The following is a 24,298-nucleotide window of genomic DNA, read 5'->3' as shown; positions in this document are numbered from 1 at the left end:
GGGGCAACAGTTTCGCCGTCCCGCGGTCGGGGACGAGCGAATGGCCGCGACCGCCGGGAAGCGCCGTTAGTCGTACTCGTAGAAGCCCTTGCCCGTCTTCTTGCCGAGGTCGCCCGCCGCGACCTTGCGCTTGAGCAGGTACGCCGGCTTGTAGCGGTCGCCGAGTTCCTCGAACAGCGTCTCGGAGGCGTCCAGACAGATGTCGAGGCCGATGTGGTCGGCGAGGGTGAGCGGGCCCATCGGGACGTTCGTGCCGAGGGTCATGCCGCGGTCGATGTCCGCCTTGGAGGCGACGCCCTCGTCGTAGGCGCGGATGCCCTCGTTGAGCCACGGCATGAGGATGCGGTTGGTGACGAAGCCGGGCTTGTCGTCGGACTCCCACGTCTCCTTGCCGAGGGCCTCCGAGAACTCGTGGGCGAACGTGACGACCTCGTCGTCGGTCTTCTCGCCGCGGACGACCTCGACGCCCTTCATAATCGGCACGGGGTTCATGAAGTGGAGGCCGACGACGAGTTCGGGGCGCTCGGTCGCGGCCGCGATGGTCGTGATAGAGAGCGTGCTGGTGTTGGTCGCCAGCACGACGCCCTCCGGGACGATGTCGTCGAGGTCGGCGAAGACCTCGCGCTTGACGTCCATGTTCTCGACGGCGGCCTCGACCACGAGGTCGCAGTCCGCGAGGTCCGCGAGCTCGGTCGTCCCCGAGACGCGCCCTTTCGCCGCATCAGCCTCGTCCTCGGTCAGTTTCTCCTTGGAGACGAACCGCGAGAGGCTGTCGTCGATGGCCGACAGGCCGCGTTCGACGTATTCGGGTTCGAGGTCGCGCATGACCACGTCGTAGCCGGCCATCGCGGCCACCTGCGCGATGCCGTTGCCCATCGTTCCCGCGCCGACGACGCCCACCGTGTCGATATCTTCGGTATCGTACATGTCCGGGTCTGCGCGAGGCGGGGAGGTAAAACTTGCCGATTCGTTCGGAATAGTGACAGACTCGTGACTGTCACGGGAAGACTCAAGTCGGGCGCAAGAATGGGGATATGCAACGGTGACTGGGGTGAACGACGCCGGCAGATACGACGAAGACGACGCGGGCGGGGACGGAGGGGAAGCCGTCTCGAACGCGCGCCCGAGCGGCGGTGAGGGCGCAAACCGGGGGAACGGGCCGGACGAGGAACCGAAAGACCCCGATGAGGCGCTGACCCACCTGCTCAGACCGCGGGGCGACCGCGCGAGCGACGGCCTCCCGTCCGAGCGACAGGACCTGAAATACGTCGGCCCGGCGACCGCCGACTGTCTCGCCGAGGCGAACATCGACGCGGCCGCCATCGTCGACGGCGAGGTGTGCTACCGCGACCTCGTCGCCGCGGGGACGAACCCCGGCGTAGCGGCGAAGATTCGTCGCTGGCACTCGCTTTCGTGGTCGTTCAGCTCCGGCGACGACCTCGACCGGCGCTCCTCGCAGGTCCGCGGACTGGGCGACGACGAGCGCGCGTGGGTCGCCGCGAGTTCGGGCGACTGGGACGAGACCGACGGCGCAGACGCCGACGGCGGCGACAGCAACGGCGAGGCCGGCGATTGGACGCCGAGCGGCCGGGGCGAGGCGACGGGGACGGACAGGTCCGCGCGAGAGGGGGACTGGACGCCCTCGGGTTCTGGAGGCGAGTCGGACGCACGCTCGGGGGCGACCGCGTCGGGGGATTGGACCCCAACCGGACGAGAGGCGATCGACGCGTCGGCCGACGGCTCGGGGGACGCGCTCGCGGCCGAAGAAGTGTGGCGCGAGCGGTCGAAACCCGAGCCGCTCACGACGCTCGCCGGCATCGACGAGTCCGACGCCGAACTGCTCGGCGAGGCGGGCGTCCGCTCCGTCAGGCGACTCGCCACCGCCGACCCGGAACACGTCGCCGACGCCCTCCGAATCGACCCGACCGTCGTCAGCGCGTGGAAAGGTCAGGCGCGCGACGCCATGAAGTGACCGCCGGTTCTGACTGCCCATCCGAATTTTTACTATCTGAGTAGTAATTTCTATTCGGGTCGAATTAGTACGTAATATTTTGTTACGACCCTCATAACGACCGAATCCAGCAATATCTCCTAAACCACACTAGACGCAGTTTTTATATAGATAGTTACACCATTTTGAATCAGATGATGCCCGGTTCCGACACGGCCGTCGACGCCCCGCAGACGGTATCTCCCGCCCCGACGACGCTCGGGGTCAGCGCTCGACTCACCGACGATTCGCGTTCGACTCGCCGACGCCCCGAGGGGTGGGCCTGATGGCGACGACAGACATCAACACCGCGGAGACCGCCCGCGACGTGCGGACCATCGACGGTGTGGTCGACGTCATCGCGAGCACCGCGCCCGAGATTCGAACCGGCCTGCCCGGCCGCCGCGTCACCGCCGAAGACGAGAACCCGAGCGGCGAGACGCAGATGGCCGCCGACGTGTTCGCCGACGACCTCCTCTGTGAGCGCATCGGCGGGCTCGACGGCGTCGGCGAGTACGCCAGCGAGGAACGGCCCGAGTCGGTCGACGTGGGCACCGGTCGCCTGTCGGTCGCGGTCGACCCGCTCGACGGCTCGTCGAACCTGAAGCCGAACAACACGATGGGGACCATCTTCGCGGTGTACGAGGCCCCGCTTCCGGCCCACGGCCGCGACCTCGTCGCCGCCGGCTACGTCCTCTACGGCCCGGTCATGACGATGGTCGTCGCCCGCAACGGCACCGTCGACGAGTACGTCATCCACGACGACGCGAGCCGCGAACTCGTCCGCGAGGACGTCACGATTCCCGACGAGGGGTCGGTGTACGGCTTCGGCGGCCGCGTCCCCGACTGGACCGACGACTTCGAGGCGTTCGCTCGCGAGGTCGAACAGGACCCCTCGCGCAAGCTCCGCTACGGCGGGTCGATGATCGGCGACGTGAACCAGATTCTCACCTACGGCGGCATCTTCGCGTACCCGACGCTGGAGTCCGCCCCCGAGGGCAAGCTCCGCGTCCAGTTCGAGGGCTATCCCATCGGCTACGTCATCGAGACGGCCGGCGGCGCGACCTCCGACGGCACGAAGTCGCTTCTCGACGTGGACAAAGAGGAACTCCACGCGCGGACCCCGATGTACGTCGGGAACACCGACCTCGTGGCGAAACTCGAAGCCGCGCTGGACTGAGCGTGCACGCCCGACTCGTCGACCCGCGGGGCTGACGCGCTGGGCACGCCGGACGCGCCGAGCGCAGTAACCGCACCGACCGAACCGACCGCACCGACCGAATCGAGCGAACCGAAACGACCGGGCACACTCGTTTTCGCTGACTCCGCAGTCGATAGCGACAGGTCTCCGAACGGACTGCGGCCGGACTACCGCCGGCCCCCATTCGACCGACTGGCAAATCGTGCATGGAAAACCATTTTGAATACGGTGGTGCATCACCGAGTATGAAGGTCAGAATCGGCGACGGCGCGACCGGCGACGAGGCCGAGGCCATCGCCAACGCACTGGCGCGACACCTCGGAACGGACGTGAACGTCTTCGTCGGCGACGGCGAGGAAGCCGTCGCGGACGCCGAACCGCCCACGGACACCTTCCCGCTCGACGACGACATGGGACCCACCGAGCGCGAGGAGAGACTCCGCGAGGAAATCGCGGACATCCTCGGCGGCGGCCCCGAGAAGTACAAACAGCGCCTGCCGGAGTCGGGAAAGCTGTTCGTCCGCGACCGCCTCGACCTGTGGTTTCCCGACGGGCTGGCGTTCGAAGACGGCAAGTTCGCCAACTTCGACTCGTGGCACGAGAACTCCCCCGAGGTCGACGAGGCGGACCCGAACACCCGCCTCCCCGGCGACGGCCTCCTCACGGGAGCCGCCGAGTTCGAAGGGCGCGACCTCCACATCATGGCCAACGATTTCACGGTCAAGGCCGGGTCGATGGCTCGTCGCGGCGTCGAGAAGTTCCTCCGGATGCAACAGCGCGCCCTCAAGACGGGCAAGCCGGTGCTCTACCTGATGGACTCCTCGGGCGGCCGCATCGACCAGCAGACCGGCTTCTTCGCCAACCGCGAGGGCATCGGGAAGTACTACTACAACCACTCGATGCTCTCGGGGTACGTCCCGCAGATTTGCGTCCTCTACGGGCCGTGTATCGCCGGCGCGGCCTACACGCCCGTCTTCGCCGACTTCACGGTCATGGTCGAGGGGATGTCCGCGATGGCCATCGCCTCGCCGCGCATGGTGAAGATGGTCACCGGCGAGGAGATTTCCATGCAGGACCTCGGCGGCGCGCGGATGCACGCCGAGGAATCGGGGAGCGCCGACCTCGTCGCCCGCGACGAGGCCCACGCCCGCGAACTCGTCGCCCAGCTCGTCACCTACCTCCCCGACAAGGCCGGCGAGAAGCCGCCGCGCTCGGAGTCGAAACCGCCGCGGTACTCGCCCGACGGCATCGACGAACTCATCCCCGAGTCGCCGAACCGCCCCTACGACGCCCACGACCTCATCGAGCGCGTCGTCGACGCCGAGTCCGTGTTCGAGCTGAAGCCCGACTACGGCGAGGAAATCGTCACCGCGTTCGCCCGCATCGACGGCCGGCCGGTCGGCATCGTCGCCAACCAGCCCACCGAGCGGTCGGGAGCCATCTTCCCCGACGCCGCCGAGAAGGCCGCGGAGTTCATCTGGACCTGCGACGCCTACGAGATTCCGCTCCTCTACCTCTGTGACACGCCCGGCTTCATGGCCGGCTCGCAGGTCGAAAAAGACGCCATCCTCGAGAAGGGCAAGAAGTTCATCTACGCCACGTCGTCGGCGACGGTGCCCAAACAGACCGTCATCGTGCGGAAGGCCTACGGCGCGGGCATCTACGCCATGGGCGGCCCCGCCTACGACCCCGAGAGCGTCATCGCGCTCCCCTCGGGCGAAATCGGCATCATGGGCCCCGAAGCCGCCATCAACGCGGTGTACGCGAACAAGCTCGCCGACATCGACGACCCCGAAGAGCGGGCGCGGATGGAAGACGAACTCCGCGAGGAGTACCGCGAGGACATCGACGCCCACCGGATGGCGAGCGAGGTCGTCATCGACGAACTCGTCCCGCCGTCGACCCTCCGCGACGAGCTTGCGGCCCGCTTCGAGTTCTACGCGGACGTGGAGAAGTCGCTCCCCGACAAGAAACACGGGACCGTCCTCTGAGCCGACTCGGGGGTTAATGCTCCGTTTTTCCGGCGGGTAATCTCACGGTAACTGACCTAAGCGGCTCGTACTGAGGACGGTCGGGGTGCTACGGACTCTATCGTCGGCCGACGTCCCTCCCGTCCGTCCCATCGCGTCCCGACTGTCCCGTCTCGGCCCGGCGTCGGGAACCGTCTGCCGATAGCCCGCCATGAGCCACGAAGTTCCCCTCCCCGAGACGACCCGAACGGCACTCGCACACGCGATAAGCGACGAGCACGTCCTCTGGACCGTGACGATGCTGGCGTTCGTCCTCGACGTGTTGACGACGCTCTACGGACTCGGTCGGGGGCTGGCCGAACTGAATCCCGTCGTCCTCGCGCTCATCCCCGCGCTCGGCCCGGTGGGCGCGCTCATCTCGCTGAAACTCGTCGTGCTCGCGGTCGCGGTCGTCGCGTGGCGCGTCCTCCCGAGTCGCTACCGCGGGGCGATTCCAATCGGCGTGGCCGTCCCGTGGGGCGTCGCCGGGCTGATGAACACGCAACTCATCCTCGTCACGCTGTTCGGGTAGGCCGCCGGAGCGACTCGACCAGCACGGCCCACGCGAGCCCCGCCAGTCCGATGTCGCGGGCGAGCACGTCGCCGAACAGGCCGCCCTCGACGGCGAAGACGACCGCGAGGTAGAGACACGTCGCCGACAGCGAGACGGCCGCGACGGCGCTCGCGAGGGCGGTGTAGCGGTCGGCGACGATGGCCGCGCCGAACCCGACTTCGAGGACGCCGTTTGCGAGCATGAACGTCACGGGCGAGACGACGAGAAACGGCGCGAGCCACGGGACGACGTAGGCCGACCACGAAAGCGGGTCCAGAAGCTTGTGGACGCCCGCCGCGAACACCATCGAGCCGAGGCCGACCCGGGCGACGGTCGCCGGGTCGGGGGCGCGGTCGGCGACCGAGGTGGCCCGGTCGGTGGCCGACGCAACTCGCCCGGAGAGGCCGTCGAAGTCCATGCCCGACCTAGCGACGCCGGGGAGAAAACGGTGCGGGCGGGCGTGGAACCGCAGAGTGACACAGGCCGACCGAACCCGACCGGACCCGACCGAACCCGACCGAACCCGACCCGCCTCAGGCGTCGTCCGCGTCGGCGGCGAACTCGCGTTTCAGCGACAGCGCCGTGCGCTCGAACTCGCAGACGAGGTCGTCGTCCTGATTGAACACCTCGACGGTCATCGTCACCACGCCGCGCTCGCCGTCGGCGGTCTCGCGCTTGTCGAGGACGGTCGTCTGCGCCCGGAGCGTGTCGCCGTGGAACACCGGATTCGGGTGGGACACGTCGTCGTAGCCGAGATTCGCCACGATGGTCCCGTCGGTCGTGTCGGGAATCGAGAGGCCGACCGCGAGGCTCATCGTGTACAGGCCGTTGACCAGTCGCTCGCCGAACTGCGAGTCGGCCGCGAACTCGGCGTCGAGGTGGAGCGGTTGCTGGTTCATCGTCACGTCGCAGAAGCGCTGGTTGTCCGACTCAGAGACGGTGCGGCGCTTTTCGTGTTCGATGGTCCGGCCGACCTCGAACTCCTCGTAGTACAGACCGGTCATGGTGAATCGTGTGATAGACCGTGATAAAATCGTGCCGGTCGACCCTCCCGTATGACAACTATTGCCCCGAGCGAAACTAGATAACAACCATTATAATTATCCACAATAGAGGATTGCGAAAGCGCCCGATGGCGGCCGATTCGGTCGTCCGTTCGGTCGACGATTCGGCCGTCGCTACGGGCGCGGGACGGCGCGTCTGTCCCCCGGCACAGCCGGCGCTCGGCCGGCACGACCAACCATGGCATCCACAGTACCATCCACGGCGACGGACGACGAACCGACCGAAGAGACAGCCCTCCAGACGGCCCGCCGACAGCTCGAACGCGCGGCGGCGCACCTCGACGTCGACCCGGGCGTCATCGAGCGGCTTCGGCATCCGAATCAGGTCCACCGCGTCTCGGTGCCGCTCGAACGCGACGACGGCTCGACCGCGGTCTACACCGGCTACCGCGCTCAGCACGACAGCGTCCGCGGGCCGTACAAGGGCGGCCTCCGGTTCCACCCCGGCGTGACCGAAGCCGAGTGCATCGGGCTCTCGATGTGGATGACGTGGAAGTGCGCCGTGATGGACCTGCCCTTCGGCGGCGGCAAAGGCGGCATCGTCGTCGACCCCAAGGACCTCTCGACCGACGAGAAAGAGCGGCTCACCCGCCGGTTCGCCGAGGAGCTTCGGCCCTTCATCGGCCCCACGAAGGACATCCCCGCGCCCGATATGGGCACCGACGCCCAGACGATGGCGTGGTTCATGGACGCCTACTCGATGCAGGAAGGCGAGACGACGCCCGGGGTCGTGACGGGTAAGCCGCCGGTCGTCGGCGGGAGCGAGGGCCGCGACACCGCGCCCGGCCGCTCCGTCGCTATCATCGCCCGCGAAGCCATCGACTACCTCGGCTGGGACATCGAAGACACCACCGTCGCAGTCCAGGGGTTCGGCTCGGTCGGCGCGCCCGCCGCGCGACTCCTCAACGACGAGGGCGCGACGGTCGTCGCCGTCTCCGACGTGAACGGGGGCATCTACGACCCAGACGGCCTCGACACGCACGACGTGCCGACCCACGAGGAGGAACCGGAAGCCGTCATGAAGTACGACGCGCCGCGGAAGCTCTCGAACGAGGAACTGCTCGAACTCGACGTTGACGTGCTCATCCCGGCCGCCGTCGGCAACGTCCTGACCGCCGAGAACGCCCGCGACGTGCAGGCTGACCTCATCGTCGAGGGCGCGAACGGCCCGACCACGTCGGCCGCGGACGAACTCTTCGAGGCGCGCGAGATTCCCGTGGTCCCCGACATCCTCGCCAACGCCGGTGGCGTCACCGTCTCGTACTTCGAGTGGCTCCAAGACCTCAACCACCGCTCGTGGTCGCTCGAACGCGTCCACGACGAACTGGAGACCGAGATGCTCCGCGCGTGGACCGCCGTCCGCGAGCGCGTCGAGGAACACGACGCGACGTGGCGCGACGCCGCCTACATGGTCGCGCTCGAACGCGTCTCCGAGGCGCACGAACACCGCGGCCTCTGGCCCTGAGTCGGGTCGCCGACGAGTCGATATTTCACCGTCCCCCTCGATACACACACCATGCCCCGACGAAGTGTCCTGTTCTCGCCCGGCGACCGACCCGAACTCCTGCGGAAGGCCCCCGGCGCGGGCGCGGACGTGCTCGTCTTCGACCTCGAAGACGCCGTCTCGCCCGACAGGAAAGCCGAAGCCCGCGAGACCGTCGCCGCGGTCCTCTCGGACGCCGACTTCGAGCCCGACGCCGAGGTCGCGGTCCGCGTCAACCCCGGCGACGCCGGCCGCGACGACATCGCCGCTGTCTGCGCCACCCACCCGCCGGACGCGCTCGTCGTCCCGAAGGCGACGAGCGCCGACGACGTGACGAGCGTTGCCGGCGCGGCCCGGGAGGTCGGCGCTGACTGTCCCGTCATCGCCATCGTCGAGAGCGCGGCGGGCGTCCTCGCCGCCCCCGAGGTCGCGGCCGCGCCCGACACCGACGCCGTCGTCTTCGGCGCGGAGGACTTCGCCGCCGACGTGGATGCGACTCGGTCCGACGACGGGACCGAGGTGCTGTACGCCCGCGAGCGCGTCGTCGTCGCGGCCGCGGCCGCCGGCGTCGACGCCATCGACACGCTCCACGTCGACTATCGGGACGAGGCGGGCCTGCGAGAGGACGCCGCGTTCGGCCGGCGACTCGGCTACGACGGGAAACTCGCCATCCACCCCGCGCAGGTGCCCGTCATCAACGAGGCGTTCTCGCCCGACGAGGAGGACGTGGCGTGGGCCAAGAAGGTGCTCCGCGCCCGCGACGAGGCGGCGAGCGAGGGCAGAGGCGTCTTCGGCGTCGACGGCGAGATGATAGACGCCCCGCTCGTCAAGCAGGCCGAAAACATTCTCGACCGCGCCGGCGAGTCGTACTGAACGCGCCCCGGCCGGCCCGACGTCGACCCGGCCGAACGCCCGAGGACGGTCACTTTTTATCGATGAGTATGTGTCTCAATACTGTGGTACGCTAAAGTTCCCGCTACGCTTAACCGGATGCCCGGAGCGTATTAGAGCATGGCACAAGAGGCGAATCCCTTCGAGAGTCTGCAGGAGCAAATCGACGACGCGGCCGCCTACCTCGACGTGCGCGACGACGTTATCGAGCGGCTGAAGAACCCCGAGCGAGTCCTCGAAGCGAACCTCGCCGTCGAGATGGACGACGGCGACGTCGAGCTGTTTCGCGCCTACCGGTCGCAGTTCAACGGCGACCGCGGCCCGTACAAAGGCGGGATTCGCTACCACCCGAACGTCAGCCGAGACGAGGTGAAGGCGCTTTCGGGCTGGATGGTGTACAAGTGCGCCGTCGTCGACATCCCCTACGGCGGCGGCAAGGGCGGTATCGTCATCGACCCCAAGGCGTACTCCGAGTCCGAACTCGAACGCATCACCCGGTCGTTCGCGAAGGAACTTCGCCCCCTTATCGGCGAGAGCCGCGATATCCCCGCGCCCGACGTGAACACCGGCCAGCGCGAGATGAACTGGATTAAGGACACCTACGAGACGCTCGAAAACACGACCGCGCCGGGCGTCATCACCGGCAAGGCGCTCTCGAACGGCGGGAGCGAGGGTCGCGTCGAGGCGACCGGTCGCTCGACGATGCTCACCGCCCGCGAGGCGTTCGACTACCTCGGCCGCGACATCGAGGGCGCGACCGTCGCCGTACAGGGCTACGGGAACGCCGGCTCCATCGCCGCGAAGTTCATCGAGGACCTCGGTGCGACGGTCGTCGCCGTCTCCGACTCCTCCGGCGGCATCTACGACGCCGACGGCCTCGACACCCGCGCGGTCAAGGGGTTCAAAAACGAGACGGGCACCGTCTCCGACTACGAGGGGACGGAGGCCATCACCAACGAGGAACTGCTCACCCTCGACGTGGACCTGCTCGTTCCCGCCGCGCTGGAGAACGCCATCGACGGCGAACTCGCCCACGACGTGAACGCGGACGTCGTCGTCGAGGCCGCCAACGGCCCGCTCACGCCCGACGCCGACGACGTGCTCACCGAGCGCGAGGTCCACGTCTTCCCCGATATCCTCGCCAACGCCGGCGGCGTCACCGTCTCGTACTTCGAGTGGGTCCAGAACCGCCAGCGGTTCTACTGGACCGAAGACCGCGTCAACGACGAGCTGGAGCGCGTCATCGTCGACGCCTTCGAGGAACTCGTCGACGCCTACGAGAGCCACGACCTGCCGAACTTCCGCACCGCGGCCTACGTCGTCGCCATCCGGCGCGTCGTCGACTCATACGACTCCGCCGGCAACTGGCCGTAGAGCCGGCGTCAGTCGTCGCCTCGGCGTTTCGTCGTGCCGCCTCGGCGCCTCGTTTTCCGACCGCTTCGCCCGCCGTGCTGTGTCCGCCGCGGTCGCCGATATCGCCGATTCTGTGCATGGTGGTGAATATCACTCAGAGCGTCCGATGCCGGGGGATTCAAGTCGGTGTAGGTCGCGTCATTCATCGATGCGTCAGGACCACCTCATCTCCGCGTCGCACCTCTCGCGGGAGGACATCGAGGCGGTGCTCGACCGCGCGGCCGACATCGACGCCGACCCGGCCGCGTTCCGGCAACGACACGCCGGGAAGGTTCTCGGGCTCTGTTTCTTCGAGCCGAGCACGCGAACCCGGATGAGCTTCGACTCCGCGATGAAACGCCTCGGCGGCCAGACCGTCGATATGGGACCGGTCGAGTCGTCGTCGGTCAAGAAGGGCGAGACGCTCGCCGACACCGTCCGCGTGGTCGAGGGCTACGCCGACGCGCTCGTGCTCCGCCACCCGAGCGAGGGCGCGGCCACGATGGCCGCCGAGTTCGTCGACGTGCCCCTCGTCAACGCGGGCGACGGCGCGGGTCAGCACCCGAGTCAGACCCTGCTGGACCTCTACACCATCCGGGAGAACGCCGGCCTCGACGACCTCACCATCGGCATCATGGGCGACCTGAAGTACGGGCGGACGGTCCACTCGCTGGCCGAGGCGCTGACGAACTTCGACGCCAGCCAGCACTTCATCAGCCCCGAGAGCCTGCGGCTCCCCCGGAACGTCCGCTACGACCTCCACGCCTCGGGCGCGCAGGTCAGAGAACACACCGACCTCCACGAGGTGCTCCCCGAACTCGACGTGCTCTACGTGACGCGCATCCAGCGCGAGCGCTTCCCCGACGAAAACGAGTACCGTAAGGTCGCGGGACAGTACCAAATCGACTCGGAGACGCTGGAAGCGGCGTCCGACGACCTCACGATTATGCACCCGCTCCCCCGCGTGGACGAGATTTCGCCCGACATCGACGACACCGACCACGCGACGTACTTCGAACAGGCTCACAACGGCATCCCGGTCCGAATGGCGCTTCTGGACATCCTCCTCTCCCAAGACCGATGACAGACGACCACCAACTCCGCGTCTCGAAGATTCGAAACGGCACCGTCATCGACCACGTCGCCGCGGGGCAGGCGCTCAACGTCCTCGCCATCCTCGGCATCGACGGCACCAGCGGGGAGGCGGTCTCGGTCGGGATGAACGTTCCCTCCGACCGCCTCGGCCGCAAGGACATCGTGAAGGTCGAAGGCCGCGAGCTGAGCCAGTCCGAGGTGGACGTGCTGTCGCTCATCGCGCCCGCCGCGAGCATCAACATCGTCCGCGACTACGACGTGGTCGAAAAGAACCGGGTCGTCCGCCCCGACGCCGTCGCGAGCATCATCTCGTGTCCGAACAGGAACTGCATCTCCAACGCCGACGAACCCATCCAGTCGAGCTTTACCGTCCTCTCGGACGGCGTGCGCTGTGACTACTGCGAGACCATCGTCCGCGAGGACGAAGTCGCGGCCAACCTCGACGTGAACTGACCGTTTTCACTGCTCGTTCGACGCGCTTTTTCCCGCGGCGCTCGCCGGACAGCGGTGGTCCTCGTCGGCGAACTCGATGCCGTCGGCGGATAGGACGCGTATCGCGGAATCGAACATTTCCGTGATATCCATCAATTAATTAATACAATGATAGAGTGTATTCCGTTTTCCGCCGCCCGCCGCGGCTCCTCCCGGTGTCGTAATCACTTAGTGCGGTGCGGTCGAAGTTCTCGGTATGTCCAAGAAGGCCAAACTGGTCCTGGTACTGGCGCTCGTCGCGGTCCTCTACACCGTGTTCTCCGGAAGCGGAGAGACCGTCGAAGTCGAAATCGAAGAGTAACCGCTTTTCGGCGCTCGGTCGACCACGACCGAGTCCGCCCCACTCCCGACCGTCTAGCGGCGACGCCGGAACGCGAGCCGCACGCCCGAGAGCGAACGACTTACCCGACGCCCGCGCGAAGGCGGAGCCATGTACGGGGTCGTCACGCGCAACGAGGAGGAAGTCGACTGGCCGGAGTTCGACCGCGGATTCTACGAGGTCAAAGACGTCACCGGCCGGGCGGCCGAACCGCTGTCGAACGCCGTCAACATGATTTCGTGTTTCGGCGACAACGCCGCCGCCAACGAGAGCCCCGAACTGGTCCCCGTCGACGGCGAGGGGAACCCGGCGACGCGCGACCGCACGTACTTCGACTGGGCGTACATCTGCCCGACGAACGAGAAGTACCGCGCCGGCCTGCTCGAAATCGTCGCGGACGCCGCCGCGGCTAACGGCGACGTTCGCCTCGACGACGTGGGCTTCCCCCGCGACGAGTACTGCCGGTGTGACCGCTGTACCTCGCAGTTCGAGGCCTGGGCCGCCGACCGCGGCCGCGACGCCGACGACGAGGACGCGTGGTTCGAGTGGCGCGCCGAGGTCATCACCGACTTCGTCGCCGACGCCGCCGAGCGCGTCCCCGGCCGCCTGTATCTCACGCTGTATCCCGACCCCTATCCGGGCCACCTCTACCGACGCGCCGGCCTCGACATCGAGGCGCTCTCGGAGTACGTCGACGAGTTCGTCGTCCCGCTCTACGACACCCACTACGGGACGACCTACTGGCTCGAAACCATCGCCCGCGGCTTCGTCTCGCTTCTGGAGCCGTACGACGCCGACTTCTCGCTCGAACTGTACGCCGTGAACGTGGACGTGGACGACCTCATCCACGCCATCGAGGTCGCAGACGAGTACGCGAAGGACGTGCTGTTCGGCTACGACGCGAGCAACGCCGCCGCGACGCTCCGCCGGATGACCGCCGATGGCTCTCGCGGGAAGACCTACCACCCCGACGACGCGACCCGCTGAGCGCGCGACTCGGCGCGCCGGCGAGAGGGTCGGAGCCGGCCCGACCTCAGAACGCGCCGGCGAGGTAGCCGATGACGACGATGCCGAGGAGGAAGACGAGCGCCGCGAACGCGAACAGGGCGAACATGAGTCGCCGCTGTCCGCTCGTCGGTTGTGCCATGGGCGTTCTCCGAACCGCATCCACTTATGATAGTCGGCGCTCCGGACGATCCCGTTCGGGCGGTCCACCCCCCGTCGCCTCAGTCGAGGTCTTCGATTGGCTCCGCGTTGCCGAAGTACGGGGCGGGGCCGTCGCCGGGGGCCGCCCACGCGACGGCGTTGTCGAGGACGGTCCGAACCTCCTCTTGCTCGTAGATGGGGTAGGTCTCGTGGCCCGGCCGGAAGTAGAAGACCCGGCCCTTGCCGCGGGTGTAACAACACCCCGAGCGGAACACCTCGCCGCCCTCGAACCACGACGTGAAGACGAGGTCGTCCGGCGCGGGGATGTCGAACCGCTCGCCGTACATCTCGGCGCGGGGGACCTCGAACGACTCGGGAAGCCCGTCGGCGATGGGGTGGCCGGGCTCGACGACCCAGACGCGCTCTTTCTCGCCCGACTCGCGCCACTTCAGCGAGCAGGTCGTCCCCATCAGGCGCTTGAACGGCTTGGAGTAGTGCCCCGAGTGGAGCACGAGGAGTCCCATCCCGTCGCGGACGCGGTCGACCACGCGGTCGACAATTGCGTCTTCGACCTCGTCGTGGGCCTTGTGTCCCCACCACGCCAGCACGTCGGTGTCGTCGAGAACCGACTCGGTGAGCCCGTGTTCGGGTTCGTCAAGCGTGGCGGTCTGCACGTCGTAGCCCGCCTCGCGGAGTCCCTCGGCTATCGTCGCGTGGATGCCGTCGGGGTAGACCGCGGCGACCTCGTCGTCTTCCTTCTCGTGTCGGTACTCGTTCCAGACAGTGACGGTGACCATACTCCCGCCGTCGCCGGGTGGCGACAAGTATGCACCGAACGCGGGGCCGGTTGCGGTCGCCCGACGGCCCGACTACTGCCCTTCGAACTCCGGTTCCCGCCGGGCCATGAACGACTCCACGCCCTCGGCGTGGTCGTCGGTCTCGAACAGCACCGCCTGCGCCGACGCCTCGTGTTCGATGGCCGCCTCGATGGAGTCGTCGGGGCGGCGGAGCAGGCGCTTGGAGGCGGTGAGCGCCTTCGTCGGGCCGCCGGCGATGCGCTCCGTGAGGGCGTCGAGTTCCGCCTCGAACTCGTCCTCGCCCGCGACGCGGTTCACGACGCCGAGTTCCAGCGCCCGCTCGGGACCGAGTTTCTCGCCGGTGTAGACGAGTTCCATGGCGACGTTGCGCCCGACAAGTCGGGGGAGGAGGTAGGACAGTCCGGAGTCGACCGCGAGACCGACCCGGCGGAAGCCGAAGCTGACGGAGGCGTCTTCGCGGAGGAGTTGGAGGTCACAGGCGATGGCGAGCGCGCCGCCCGCGCCCACGGCCGGGCCGTCGATGGCCGCGACCGTCGGCAGGTCGCACTCGTAGACGCGGCGCACGCAGTCGGCGGTGTCGCGGACGACGTGGTCGACCGCCTCGGGGAGCGTCATCGCGTCGGCCTGTAGCTCTACCATGGCGTTCACGTCGCCACCGGCGCAGAACGCGCCCGCCGCGTCGCTCCCGCGGACGACGACACAGCGCGTCTCGTCGGGAAGCGAGTCCAGCGCCTCGCGCACGCCGGCGGTGACTTCGACCGTCAGCGCGTTCCGAACCGCCGGGGCGTCCAGCGTCACCGTCGCCACGCCGTCGTCGAGCGCGAGCCGTACCGCGTCGGAGTCGAGTTCGACCTCGGTCATCCCCCGGTTCGACGTGCAGAATCGTGAAAAACGTTTGGACCGTGGAGAGTTGATTTATATCTGCGCCTCAGGAGAACACCGCACCGACGTCGATGCCGAGTCCGGGTCCGTCGGGGACGCGCATCCGGCCGCCGCGCACGGGTGCCGGGTCCGCCGCGAGGTCGGCGTCGAGGAGCGACGCGGTCGCCAGCCCGTGCGCCCGGTCGCCGGGGAGCGACGCCGCGGCGTGGAGCGCGCCGAGTCGGGCGACGATGGCGTCGATGGTGGTCGTGACGACGACTTCGACGCCGGCGTCGCGGGCGCGGGCGGCGAGGTCGCGGACGCGGTCCGGGCCGCCGAGCGCCATCGGCTTGCAGACGAGCACGTCCGCCGCGTTCGAGGCGATGGCCCGTCCCGCCGGGAGCGCCGAAAGCGACTCGTCGAGCGCGATGGGCGTGTCGTGAAGCCGTCGGAGCGCGGCGTGGCCGTCGAGTTCGTCGGCCGGAAGCGGCTGTTCGAGGTAGTCGAGCTCGAGAGCCGACTCCTCGACCGACTCGAGAAATCTGTCGGCGGTCCAGCGGTCCCACGCGGCGTTCGCGTCGGCCCGGAGCGCCACGTCGGGGCCGACCGCCTCGCGGACCGCCCGCAGGCGCGCCGCGTCGTCGGTCGGGTCCCGCGCGCCCACCTTCAGTTTGAGGCAGTCGTACCCCGACGCGACGGCGGCTTCGGCGGCCTCGACGGTCGCCTCGGGGTCGTCGTCGCCGAGGGTCGCGTTCACCGGAAGCGAGGTGTGCGGGTCGGTGTCTAGGGCCGCGGCGAGCGGCCGGTCGGCGGCGCGAGCGCGGGCGTCGGCGACGGCGAGCGAGACGGCGTGTCTCGCCGCGGGCGCGTCCGCGAACGACCCGTCTTCGAGCGCGGCCTCGGGGTCGGCGTCACCCGTAGCGTCGTCTTCGGCGAGACCGGCGAGCGCGTCGCGGCAGTCGGCGAGCGATTCGGTCCAGCCCGGAAGCGGGGTCGCCTCGCCGACGCCGGTTTCGCCCGCGACATCGACCGCGACGAGGAATCCCTCGCGGCGCTCGATGTCGCCCGCGGCGGTCGAAAGCGGCGTTCGGAGGTCGACGGCGAACTCGCGGACGCGCATCGTCACGCGAGGACGAGGCCGACCGAAAAGAGGACGGCGTAGAGTGCGAGGAGTTTCCCCGTGTCTTCGAGCGCGGGGTTAAGCTTCTCGCCTCTCGTCTCGGTCACGACGGTCCGCGCGATGCGGGCCGCGACGGGCATCGAGAACACCGGCAACAGGACGTACCAGTCGAAGCCGGCACGGGTCCAGAGGTAGACGGGGACGGCGTAGGCGAGCGCGAGCATGGCGAGGTACTCGGCGCGGGCGAAGCCGTAGCCGAACCGGACCGCGAGCGTCCGCTTGCCCGTGGTCGCGTCTTCCTCCTTGTCGCGGACGTTGTTCACGACGAGGATGTTCGTGGAGATGGCGGCGATGGGGAGGCTGGCGAGGACGGCGGCGAGCGTGACGGTCCCCTCGGGAATCCCGACCGTGAAGGGGGCGGCGAGGACGCTCGCGGCCTGCACGTAGAACGTGCCGACGACGGCGACGAGGCCGAAGAAGACGAAGACGAACAGGTCGCCGAGGCCGTGGTAGCCGAGGGGGTACGGGCCGCCGGTGTAGGCGATGCCCGAGGCGACCGAGAGCAGGCCGATGACGAGGATGGGCACGCCGCCGACGTAGACGAGGGAGGTGCCGAGGAGGACGGCGGCCGCGAAGGTGAGGTACATCGCCCGCTTGACCTCGGCCGGGGGGATGAGTCCGCCCGCGGTGACGCGGGTGAACCCCTCGCGGGCCTCGGTGTCCGCGCCCTGCACCGCGTCGTAGTAGTCGTTGGCGAAGTTGGTTCCGACCTGGATGAGAAGCGCGCCCACGAGCGCCGCGAGCGCGGGGAGCGGGGCGAACAGGTCGGCGTGGACGGCGACCGCGGTGCCGACGACGACCGGCGCGGCGGCCGCCGGAAGCGTCTGCGGCCGCGACGCCATCACCCACGCCCGCCTGCGAGAGATGTCCTGCGTGCTCATTGTCTGCATGAGAGTGCCGGAGCAGTGAGTAAGTTCCTATCCGAAAGCGCGCGACCCCGAGGCGATGAGTGGGAGAACACGGTGGCTCGGCGGTCGCGCCGCCCTTGACGAGGCGGTTTCTCCCCGGCGTCGGCGACGACGTGGTCATCGCCGTCGCCGACCCGAGGATGGTGATGGTGGTTCCTCGCTACTCGGGACCGGCGTCGGAGTCGGAACCCGACCCGGCGGCGACGCCGAGGTGGCCGGCGAGTCGCTCGCGGCCCTTCTCGGCCCGGACTTCGACCGTCTCCTCGGAGACGTACATCTCGCGCTGGCGCTCCACGTCGGCCTCGCGGAGTTCGCGGAGTCGCTCCTCCGAGAGGTCGCAGTCGTCGGGGACGCGGCCGTCGAACCGCTCGCGCCAGTCGTCGCGGGCGGCCGCCTCGTCGGCGAGTTCCGCCTCGGGGCGCAACCAGTCCCAGTGGCGCGCGAGGTCCTCGGGGTACCCCCGTTCGAGGCGGTAGTCGGTGATGACCGACCGCCCGACTCGCGCGCCCTGCCCGGCCGACATGATGGCCTGCACGTTGACCTCGCTCACCGGCGCGGCGACGTACAGCCCGTCGATTGGCGTGCGCCCCTCGACGTCGGCGTAGTCGCGGTCGAACTTCGTCCGCGTCTCGCCGTCGTGCTCGTAGGTGACGAACATCTCTTCGTCGCCGAGCGGTTCGAGGAAGTCGCCGCCGTAGCGGGCGGCCGCGACGACTCGCCTCGCGGTGACGGTCTCGCCGCACTGCGTCGTGACCGCGAATCCGGGGCGGGTGGCGTCCGCGTCGTCGGCGTCCGCCGTCTCGCTCGCGTCGTCTCCGGCGGGTTCGACCGCCTCGACGAGCTCCGAAACGAGGTCACAGCCGGCCGCCTCGACGTGGTCGTGGATGAGCCCGTAGAACGTCTCGACGTCGACCCCGCCGGGGAAGCCGAGGTAGTTCTCCAGATACGCACAGCGCTGGAGCGACGACCGGCCGCGGTCGAAGACCACGGTGTCGAGGCCGTACCGGCCGGTGAAGACGCCCGCCGAACAGCCCGTCGGCCCGCCGCCGACGATGGCCACGTCGTAGTCGAACCCCGCGGCGTCCGCCATCTCAGAACTCCCCGGTGACGATGTCCGCGGCGCGCTGGCGGTCGAACAGTTCGGCGTCGCCGGTCACCTCGCCGAACTCCTCGGGGTACAACTGCTTCGCGGCGCGCTCGGTCAGGAACAGGTTGTGAATCGGTCCCTGATTGAGGTAGCCGCCGCGGTAGACCCGACCATTCCGGACGGCTGTCAGCTCGCCGCCGACGGGGTGGTCTTCCATGTACGCGAGGACGGTGTCGCGGAACTCCGCGGCCGTCTTGCGCTCGTGGCCGCGAATGAGCATCACGTCGGGGTCGACTTCGAGGAGGTTCTCGTAGTCGAGCTCGCCGCGGTTGGTCGTGCTGAGGTTCTCGATATCGGTCCCGGTGAGCGCGTCGGTGACGCCGAGGTCGTTCCACTGCTTTTTGCTCGTGCCCTTGTCGTTGAGGCGGTACGGCGAGAACGTCTCCGGCTCGGTCGTTCCCTCGTAGGTGAGAAAGACGTTCGGGCGCTCGTCCGCCGGCGGCAGTCGCGACTGTATCTCCGCGATGAACTCGCCGTGGAGCGCCGCAAACGCCTCGTAGCGGTCCTCGCGGCGAAACACCTGCGCGACCTTCTCGAACGCCTCGTAGAGCGTGTAGTAGCGGTAGTCGTGCCAGCCGTCGGACCGGCGGAAGACGAGGTTGCCGACGAACGGGGCGACGTTCTCCGCGATTTCGTCCACGTCGGCTTGGTCCCAGTCGAACCAGTTGATGAGCATGTTCGGGTCGTAGAGGTGGACGTCGTTGTCGAGTTCGTAGAACTCCTCTTTCGTCCTGACCTCGGGGTACGCCTCGATCTGCTCGCGGTCGACGCTCACGCCGGGAAGCTCGTCGTAGACGTAGGTGTAGTACCGGCCCGCGCCGCCGACGCCGGTCACCCCGTCGCCGACGCCGAGCGCGACGGCCATGTCGGCGTAGCCGCCGTCGTAGGCGGCCCACGACTCGGGGACCGACTCGAAGGTGACCTCGCCCATCGGCTCCATCGTCACCGAGTACGAGTCGTCGGCCTCGGTGGTCTGCGTCTCGGTCGCGACGGTCGTTTCGGCGGCCGCTTCGGTCGTCGTTCCGGCCGCGTCGGTCGTCCCGTCGCTCCCCGACGACTCCGACGTACAGCCGGCGAGCATCCCGGCCCCGAGCGCCGTGCCGCCGTACCGAATGTAGTTGCGTCGCGTGAGTCCCTCGGTCCCGGTGGAGTTCTCGTCCATAGAATTTAGGCTACCCTAAACACACAAGAGCGTTCCTATTTTTCGGCGCGCCTAAATCTTTGCGGGGCGACGTGTTTCGGCGCGGCGGCGGGGGCGGTCCGCTCCCGGCGGCGTCAGCGCCTCAGTAGTGCCACGGGTAGTCGCGGAAGCGGGGTTCGCGCTTTTCGAGGAAGGCGTCGCGGCCCTCTTGGGCCTCCTCGGTCATGTAGGCGAGTCGGGTCGCTTCGCCGGCGAACACCTGTTGGCCGACCATGCCGTCGTCGGTCATGTTGAAGGCGTACTTGAGCATGCGCATGGCCGTCGGCGACTTCTTCGTCATCTCGTCGGCCCACTCCAGCGCCACGTCCTCTAGCTCCTCGTGGGGAATCGCCTCGTTCGCCATGCCCATGTCGACGGCCTCCGCCGCGGAGTAGGTCTTGCCCATGAAGAACACCTCGCGGGCCTTCTTCTGGCCGACCTGTTTGGCGAGATACGCCGACCCGAAGCCGCCGTCGAAGGAGGCCACGTCGGGGTCGGTCTGGAGGAACTTCGCGTGCTCCTCGGACGCGAGGGTCATGTCACAGACGACGTGCAGGGAGTGGCCACCGCCGACGGCCCAGCCCGGCACGACGGCGACGACGGGCTTGGGCATGAATCGGATGAGCCGCTGGACTTCGAGGATGTGCAGGCGGCCGGCCTTCGCCTCGCGGACGAGCGGGTCGTCAGAGGTGTCGGCCTCGTCGTCGTCGCGGTACTCGTAGCCCGACCCGCCGCGGACCGACTGGTCGCCGCCGGAGCAGAACGCCCAGCCGCCGTCCTTCTCGGAGGGGCCGTTGCCGGTGAGCAAGACGCACCCCACGTTCGCGCGCTTCCGGGCGTCGTCGAGCGCGGCGTAGAGTTCGTCCACGGTTCCGGGTCGGAAGGCGTTTCGGACCTCGGGACGGTCGAACGCGATGCGGACCGCCGGCACGTCGAGGGCGCGGTGGTAGGTGATGTCGTCGAACTCGTCGGACCCCGGGACGGGCTCCCAGCGGTCGGGGTCGAAAATCTCCGAGACCATACCGAGAGGCGGCGCGGGCGGCGCAAAAAGATTCGCTTGCGGCGGCGGTTCGGGGGGCGGCCCGCCACCCGACCGCTCCCCCGACCCGGAGCTATTTGTCAGTTCGCGAATGACTTTCGCGCATGTCGGCCGCGACCTCCCTCCTCGTCAGACTCGTCCACCTCGTCGGGATGGCGCTCGTCTTCGGCGGCGCGGCGTTCGCGTGGGCGACGCTCAGAACCGGCGGTCCCGGACGCGCGGACGCCGGCGGCTCGACCGCCCCCCTCGGTGAACCAGCCACGCTCGCGGCCACGTACGAGTGGGTCTTCTGGGCGACGATGGGCGCGATGGTCGTCACCGGCGTCGGCAACCTCGGCGCGGTCGGCCCGCCCGGACCGTCCGGGCGCTGGGGGTCGGTACTGACGGTGAAGCTCCTCGTGGTGACCGCCTTCGTCTTCGGGTCGTTCGTCCGGACGCTCGTCGTGTTCCGACTCCGGCGAGGCGGCCCGCCTGGTTCGGGGCGCTCGCTCCTCGCGAAGAGCTACGGCGCGACCGCCGCCGCGCTCCTCGTGGTCGTCGCGCTCGCGGAGGTGTTGGCGCATGGCTGAGGCCGCCGCCGGCCGCGTCGGGGAGCGGGGGCGCTTCGAGGCGTGGGTCGTCTCGTCGTTCAACCTCGTCGCCCTGAGCCTCGTCGGACTTCTCGCCGCGCACGCGAGCGGCGCGCTCGAAGGCGAGCTCGCGGGGTTCGGGACGCTTCCCGGCGTCGCCATCTTCGCGTATCTGTGGCTCCTCACCGCGGCCGCGACCCGGTGGGCGCTAGCGGACGGCGGACTGGCGGACCTGCGGACCGGCCTCCGCGGACTGTGGCGACTCGTCGTCCGCGGGTTCGCGGCGGGCGCGCTCATCGGGGCGGCGTTCCTCCTCGGCGCAATCCTCGTCGGCGCGGTGCTGAACGGGGCACCGCTCCGTTCGCTGGCGTTCATCGCGCTCATCGGCGTCGCGGCCGCGGCCGTCGTCGGGGGAGTCGTCGGCGGCCTGTCGGTCCTCCTCGACGCCGGCTGTTACTGGGTGGCCGGTCGGCTCGTTGAACGGTGGGCGGAAACTGGTGTCTCGGGACGGGCCGCCGACGCGGAGTGAGTGAGTCTGTCAATCAGTTAGTCAGTCAGCCCCGAAGCGGTCCGCGAGGGCTCGTCAGCCACGACGCCAGCCCGACGAGTATCGCGCCCGCGACACCGACGAGAAAGGCTGTCGCCCCGGCCACGGAGCCGTAGGCGACGAGTCCGGTCCCGACGAAGGCGGTGGCGAGCGACCGGCGGCGACCCATCGACTCCGGGTAGCCGACGGCTTTGAACCGCGCGAGCCCCCACGCGGTCACGGCGACGAGCGGCGCGAGAGCGAGGCCCGTCAGGGGTCGCTGAAGGACGAACCAGAGGACGAGAACGGCGACCACGCCCGCGACGAGCGCGAGCGTTCCGCGACGGCCGAGCGCCGAGGGATAGCCGCGCTCCGCGAGGTCCGAGAGGAGTACCACGCCGAGGACGACGGTCCCGCCGGCGAACACCCCGGCGAGCGGTTCGTAGGCGATGACAGTCGCATAGGCGAACGCGAGGACGCCGAGGAACCCGGCGACGGCGTAGACGGTGCCGCGGTACTGACGGAAGCGGGCGGAGGACATGTCGCCACGATTCGGAGCGCGGGAGAAAAGTCAGTCGGTCGACTTGTTCGGTCGGTCGGACAGTCAGTCAGTCGGTCAGCCGCTCGACGGCGCGCTCGGCGATGCGCTCGCGCACCCGGTGCGAGGACTCGGCGTCGGTGCGGACCTCGATGACGTCGGTACCGTCGGTGGCGACCGACTCGGCGTAGGCGTCGCGGAAGTCGTCCGGGTCGACCGACGCGAACGAGAGGTCGTAGAGGTCCTCGGTGGCCGCGAAGTCGAGGCCGTGGGGCGTCTTGAACTGGTCGGTGAACGGCGGCTCGTACTCCTCGATGGGGAGCATGTGGAAGATGCCGCCGCCGTCGTTGTTGACGAGGACGACGGTCGCGTCCACGCCGAGGCGACCGAGCGCGAGCAGGCCGTTCATGTCGTGGTAGTACGCGAGGTCGCCGGTCAGGAGCGTCAGGTGGTCGGTCGCCGCGGAGCCGGCTCCGAGCGCCGAGGAGACGATGCCGTCGATGCCCGACGCGCCGCGGTTGCCGAGGACCGTCCGGGACTTCGTCGAGGGGCGCGCGAAGCGGTCGAGGTCGCGGACGGGCATGGAGTTCGAGACGAACAGCGTCGCGGGCTCGGGCGCGAGATCGGCCACGTCGGCCGCGAGTCGGCCCTCGAACGTGTCGGTCTCGTCGTCGACGAGGCTCCAGTAGGTCTCCTCCGCGTCGGTCCACAACGCGTTCCACGACTCGTCCGGGCGGTTGCGGACGAGTTGCGACAGCCGCCACGCGAGCACCGAGGGCTCGGCCTCCACGAGGTCGGTCGCGCCGAACTCGGCCTCGCGCCAGCGGCCCGTCGGGTCGACGAGATACTGTCGGGCGTCGGTGCGCGCGAGGTACGTCCGGAGCGCCTTCGAGGTCGGCGACGCGCCGATGCGGACGACGACCTCCGGGTCGGGCCAGTCGGCGGTGACGCGCTCGTCGAGGTAGGCGTCGTAGCCGCCGAGGACGGTCGTCGTCCGGGTGTGGCCGCCGAAACGGAGCCCCGAGAGCGGGTCGGCGACGACCGGGAAGCCGGTCGCGTGGGCGAACGCGGCGACGGCCTCGGCGTTGAATCCCGGCGGGTCGGCGGGGCCGGCGACGACGAGCCCCCGGTCGACCGCGAGGTCGTCGGCCAGCTTTCGGAGGTGGTCCTCGGAGAGTTCCGGCGCGCCCGCGGTCGTCTTGACGTAGGGTCGGCTTCCGCTCCGACCGTCGAGCGCCTCGGGGTCGAGGTCGGCGGGCACGTCGCCCTCGACGTACGTCGGTTCGAGCGGCTTTCTGAAGGGGAAGTTGAGGTGGACGGGGCCGGCGTCGACGCCGGTCGCCTCGGCGACGGCGCGGGCGGCGGTGGTTCGGAGGCCCCGAAGTTTCCTGTCGGTGGCCTCCGGTTCGGGCATGTCCTTGTACCAGCGGACGGCGTCGCCGTAGAGCTTCTCCTGGTCGACGGTCTGGTTGGCCCCGCTGTCGCGGAGTTCCGGTGGGCGGTCGGCCGTGAGGACGAGCATCGGCACGCGGGCCTGCGACGCCTCGATGACCGCGGGGTGGAAGTTGGCCGCGGCGGTGCCCGAGGTGCAGACGATAGGCGTCACTTCGCCCGTGCGCCGGGCGCGGCCGAGCGCGAAGTAGGCCGCCGAGCGCTCGTCGAGGTGCGAGAACGTCTCGATGTCGTCGTGGCGGTCGAACGCCTCCGTGAGGGGCGTCGAGCGACTGCCGGGTGCGATGCACACCGCGTCGATGCCGGTGCGTGCCAGTTCGTCGGCGAAGGTCCGTGCCCAGAGGGCGTTTCGGTTCGGTGCTGTCATCTCGTCTGTCTCGTCGTCAAATCGGATTGCGTCGAATCAGCGTCGGTCGTCGGCTCCGATGGCCGTCGTCGCTTCCCA

25 protein-coding genes are annotated in these 24,298 nt (G+C 69.0%); 12 read left to right on the top strand and 13 right to left on the bottom strand.

The window, feature by feature from the left end; genetic code table 11:
* Window positions 1-66 precede the first annotated feature (66 nt).
* The gene (locus tag ACFQI8_RS08985) at window positions 67-927 is read right to left on the bottom strand and encodes a 3-hydroxyacyl-CoA dehydrogenase family protein (protein WP_390244020.1); all 861 of its coding nucleotides are present in this window, start codon (window positions 925-927) and stop codon (window positions 67-69) included.
* A gap of 124 nt (window positions 928-1,051) precedes the next feature.
* Between ACFQI8_RS08985 and ACFQI8_RS08980 the strand changes: the two genes are divergently transcribed.
* The 4 genes from ACFQI8_RS08980 to ACFQI8_RS08965 all read left to right on the top strand — a co-directional run bounded on the left by ACFQI8_RS08980 (window position 1,052) and on the right by ACFQI8_RS08965 (window position 5,732).
* Window positions 1,052-1,972, top strand: coding sequence for a helix-hairpin-helix domain-containing protein (locus ACFQI8_RS08980; RefSeq protein ID WP_390244054.1), 921 nt, complete (start codon window positions 1,052-1,054; stop codon window positions 1,970-1,972).
* 304 nt (window positions 1,973-2,276) lie between these two features.
* Window positions 2,277-3,170 (top strand): class 1 fructose-bisphosphatase, encoded by an 894-nt coding sequence (locus ACFQI8_RS08975; protein ID WP_390244019.1) that lies wholly within the window; start codon window positions 2,277-2,279, stop codon window positions 3,168-3,170.
* Window positions 3,171-3,436: 266 nt separating this feature from the next.
* Window positions 3,437-5,182, top strand: a complete 1,746-nt coding sequence (locus ACFQI8_RS08970; protein ID WP_390244018.1) for an acyl-CoA carboxylase subunit beta — start codon at window positions 3,437-3,439, stop codon at window positions 5,180-5,182.
* A 190-nt stretch (window positions 5,183-5,372) separates the two neighbouring features.
* Window positions 5,373-5,732 carry a DUF5658 family protein gene (locus tag ACFQI8_RS08965; protein WP_390244017.1) on the top strand — a complete coding sequence of 120 codons (360 nt, stop codon included), beginning with the start codon at window positions 5,373-5,375 and terminating at the stop codon, window positions 5,730-5,732.
* On the opposite strand, the gene ACFQI8_RS08960 is transcribed toward ACFQI8_RS08965, so the two are convergent.
* Both ACFQI8_RS08960 and ACFQI8_RS08955 read right to left on the bottom strand, forming a co-directional pair.
* The gene (locus ACFQI8_RS08960) at window positions 5,716-6,171 is read right to left on the bottom strand and encodes a DoxX family membrane protein (protein WP_390244016.1); all 456 of its coding nucleotides are present in this window, start codon (window positions 6,169-6,171) and stop codon (window positions 5,716-5,718) included. The two genes, ACFQI8_RS08965 and ACFQI8_RS08960, sit on opposite strands and share 17 nt — an antisense overlap.
* A 115-nt stretch (window positions 6,172-6,286) precedes the next feature.
* Window positions 6,287-6,787: a MaoC family dehydratase gene (locus ACFQI8_RS08955; protein WP_390244053.1), complete on the bottom strand. Its 501-nt coding sequence runs from the start codon at window positions 6,785-6,787 to the stop codon at window positions 6,287-6,289.
* Window positions 6,788-6,995: 208 nt separating this feature from the next.
* Between ACFQI8_RS08955 and gdhB the strand changes: the two genes are divergently transcribed.
* The 5 genes from gdhB (at window position 6,996) to pyrI (ending at window position 12,131) form a co-directional block, all read left to right on the top strand.
* Window positions 6,996-8,282, top strand: coding sequence for a glutamate dehydrogenase GdhB (gene gdhB, locus ACFQI8_RS08950; RefSeq protein ID WP_390244015.1), 1,287 nt, complete (start codon window positions 6,996-6,998; stop codon window positions 8,280-8,282).
* A gap of 51 nt (window positions 8,283-8,333) precedes the next feature.
* A complete protein-coding gene (locus tag ACFQI8_RS08945) occupies window positions 8,334-9,173 on the top strand; it encodes an HpcH/HpaI aldolase/citrate lyase family protein (protein WP_390244014.1) in 840 nt (279 codons plus the stop codon).
* 138 nt (window positions 9,174-9,311) lie between these two features.
* The gene (locus ACFQI8_RS08940; RefSeq protein WP_390244013.1) at window positions 9,312-10,565 is read left to right on the top strand and encodes a Glu/Leu/Phe/Val family dehydrogenase; all 1,254 of its coding nucleotides are present in this window, start codon (window positions 9,312-9,314) and stop codon (window positions 10,563-10,565) included.
* 187 nt (window positions 10,566-10,752) lie between these two features.
* Window positions 10,753-11,667: an aspartate carbamoyltransferase gene (gene pyrB / locus ACFQI8_RS08935; RefSeq protein ID WP_390244012.1), complete on the top strand. Its 915-nt coding sequence runs from the start codon at window positions 10,753-10,755 to the stop codon at window positions 11,665-11,667.
* Window positions 11,664-12,131: an aspartate carbamoyltransferase regulatory subunit gene (pyrI, locus tag ACFQI8_RS08930; RefSeq protein ID WP_390244011.1), complete on the top strand. Its 468-nt coding sequence runs from the start codon at window positions 11,664-11,666 to the stop codon at window positions 12,129-12,131. The genes pyrB and pyrI overlap by 4 nt, the downstream gene beginning before the upstream one ends.
* A gap of 6 nt (window positions 12,132-12,137) precedes the next feature.
* Here the strand turns inward: pyrI and ACFQI8_RS08925 are convergent, their stop codons facing one another.
* Window positions 12,138-12,263: a hypothetical protein gene (locus tag ACFQI8_RS08925; protein WP_390244010.1), complete on the bottom strand. Its 126-nt coding sequence runs from the start codon at window positions 12,261-12,263 to the stop codon at window positions 12,138-12,140.
* A 337-nt stretch (window positions 12,264-12,600) separates the two neighbouring features.
* Here ACFQI8_RS08925 and ACFQI8_RS08920 point away from each other — a divergent pair, with 337 nt between their 5' ends.
* The gene (locus ACFQI8_RS08920; protein ID WP_390244009.1) at window positions 12,601-13,476 is read left to right on the top strand and encodes a hypothetical protein; all 876 of its coding nucleotides are present in this window, start codon (window positions 12,601-12,603) and stop codon (window positions 13,474-13,476) included.
* A 239-nt stretch (window positions 13,477-13,715) separates the two neighbouring features.
* Here the strand turns inward: ACFQI8_RS08920 and ACFQI8_RS08915 are convergent, their stop codons facing one another.
* The 7 genes from ACFQI8_RS08915 to ACFQI8_RS08885 all read right to left on the bottom strand — a co-directional run bounded on the left by ACFQI8_RS08915 (window position 13,716) and on the right by ACFQI8_RS08885 (window position 20,750).
* Window positions 13,716-14,432 (bottom strand): ThuA domain-containing protein, encoded by a 717-nt coding sequence (locus ACFQI8_RS08915; protein ID WP_390244008.1) that lies wholly within the window; start codon window positions 14,430-14,432, stop codon window positions 13,716-13,718.
* A gap of 72 nt (window positions 14,433-14,504) precedes the next feature.
* On the bottom strand, window positions 14,505-15,314 hold the full coding sequence (locus ACFQI8_RS08910) for an enoyl-CoA hydratase/isomerase family protein (protein WP_390244007.1): 810 nt from the start codon (window positions 15,312-15,314) through the stop codon (window positions 14,505-14,507).
* A 67-nt stretch (window positions 15,315-15,381) separates the two neighbouring features.
* On the bottom strand, window positions 15,382-16,434 hold the full coding sequence (gene menC, locus ACFQI8_RS08905) for an o-succinylbenzoate synthase (protein ID WP_390244006.1): 1,053 nt from the start codon (window positions 16,432-16,434) through the stop codon (window positions 15,382-15,384).
* A gap of 2 nt (window positions 16,435-16,436) precedes the next feature.
* Complete coding sequence (locus ACFQI8_RS08900) at window positions 16,437-17,375, bottom strand: 1,4-dihydroxy-2-naphthoate polyprenyltransferase (RefSeq protein ID WP_390244005.1); 939 nt, start codon at window positions 17,373-17,375, stop codon at window positions 16,437-16,439.
* A gap of 187 nt (window positions 17,376-17,562) precedes the next feature.
* Entirely contained in the window at window positions 17,563-18,492 is a 930-nt protein-coding gene (locus tag ACFQI8_RS08895) for an FAD-dependent monooxygenase (RefSeq protein ID WP_390244004.1), read from the bottom strand.
* A gap of 1 nt (window position 18,493) precedes the next feature.
* Window positions 18,494-19,711 (bottom strand): ABC transporter substrate-binding protein, encoded by a 1,218-nt coding sequence (locus tag ACFQI8_RS08890; RefSeq protein ID WP_390244003.1) that lies wholly within the window; start codon window positions 19,709-19,711, stop codon window positions 18,494-18,496.
* 121 nt (window positions 19,712-19,832) lie between these two features.
* Window positions 19,833-20,750, bottom strand: a complete 918-nt coding sequence (locus tag ACFQI8_RS08885) for a 1,4-dihydroxy-2-naphthoyl-CoA synthase (protein ID WP_390244002.1) — start codon at window positions 20,748-20,750, stop codon at window positions 19,833-19,835.
* Between the two features lie 122 nt (window positions 20,751-20,872).
* Between ACFQI8_RS08885 and ACFQI8_RS08880 the strand changes: the two genes are divergently transcribed.
* The gene (locus tag ACFQI8_RS08880; protein WP_390244001.1) at window positions 20,873-21,337 is read left to right on the top strand and encodes a hypothetical protein; all 465 of its coding nucleotides are present in this window, start codon (window positions 20,873-20,875) and stop codon (window positions 21,335-21,337) included.
* Window positions 21,330-21,866, top strand: coding sequence for a DUF7965 family protein (locus ACFQI8_RS08875; protein WP_390244000.1), 537 nt, complete (start codon window positions 21,330-21,332; stop codon window positions 21,864-21,866). Before ACFQI8_RS08880 ends, ACFQI8_RS08875 begins: the two co-directional genes overlap by 8 nt.
* 25 nt (window positions 21,867-21,891) lie before the next feature.
* Here the strand turns inward: ACFQI8_RS08875 and ACFQI8_RS08870 are convergent, their stop codons facing one another.
* Window positions 21,892-22,404: a hypothetical protein gene (locus ACFQI8_RS08870; protein ID WP_390243999.1), complete on the bottom strand. Its 513-nt coding sequence runs from the start codon at window positions 22,402-22,404 to the stop codon at window positions 21,892-21,894.
* Between the two features lie 67 nt (window positions 22,405-22,471).
* On the bottom strand, window positions 22,472-24,220 hold the full coding sequence (menD, locus tag ACFQI8_RS08865) for a 2-succinyl-5-enolpyruvyl-6-hydroxy-3-cyclohexene-1-carboxylic-acid synthase (protein WP_390243998.1): 1,749 nt from the start codon (window positions 24,218-24,220) through the stop codon (window positions 22,472-22,474).
* Between the last annotated feature and the right edge of the window lie 78 nt (window positions 24,221-24,298).

The sequence above is a fragment of the Haloferax chudinovii genome (assembly GCF_042663345.1).
Taxonomy (GTDB): domain Archaea; phylum Halobacteriota; class Halobacteria; order Halobacteriales; family Haloferacaceae; genus Haloferax; species Haloferax chudinovii.
This window is presented reverse-complemented; position numbering and strand designations above follow the sequence as displayed.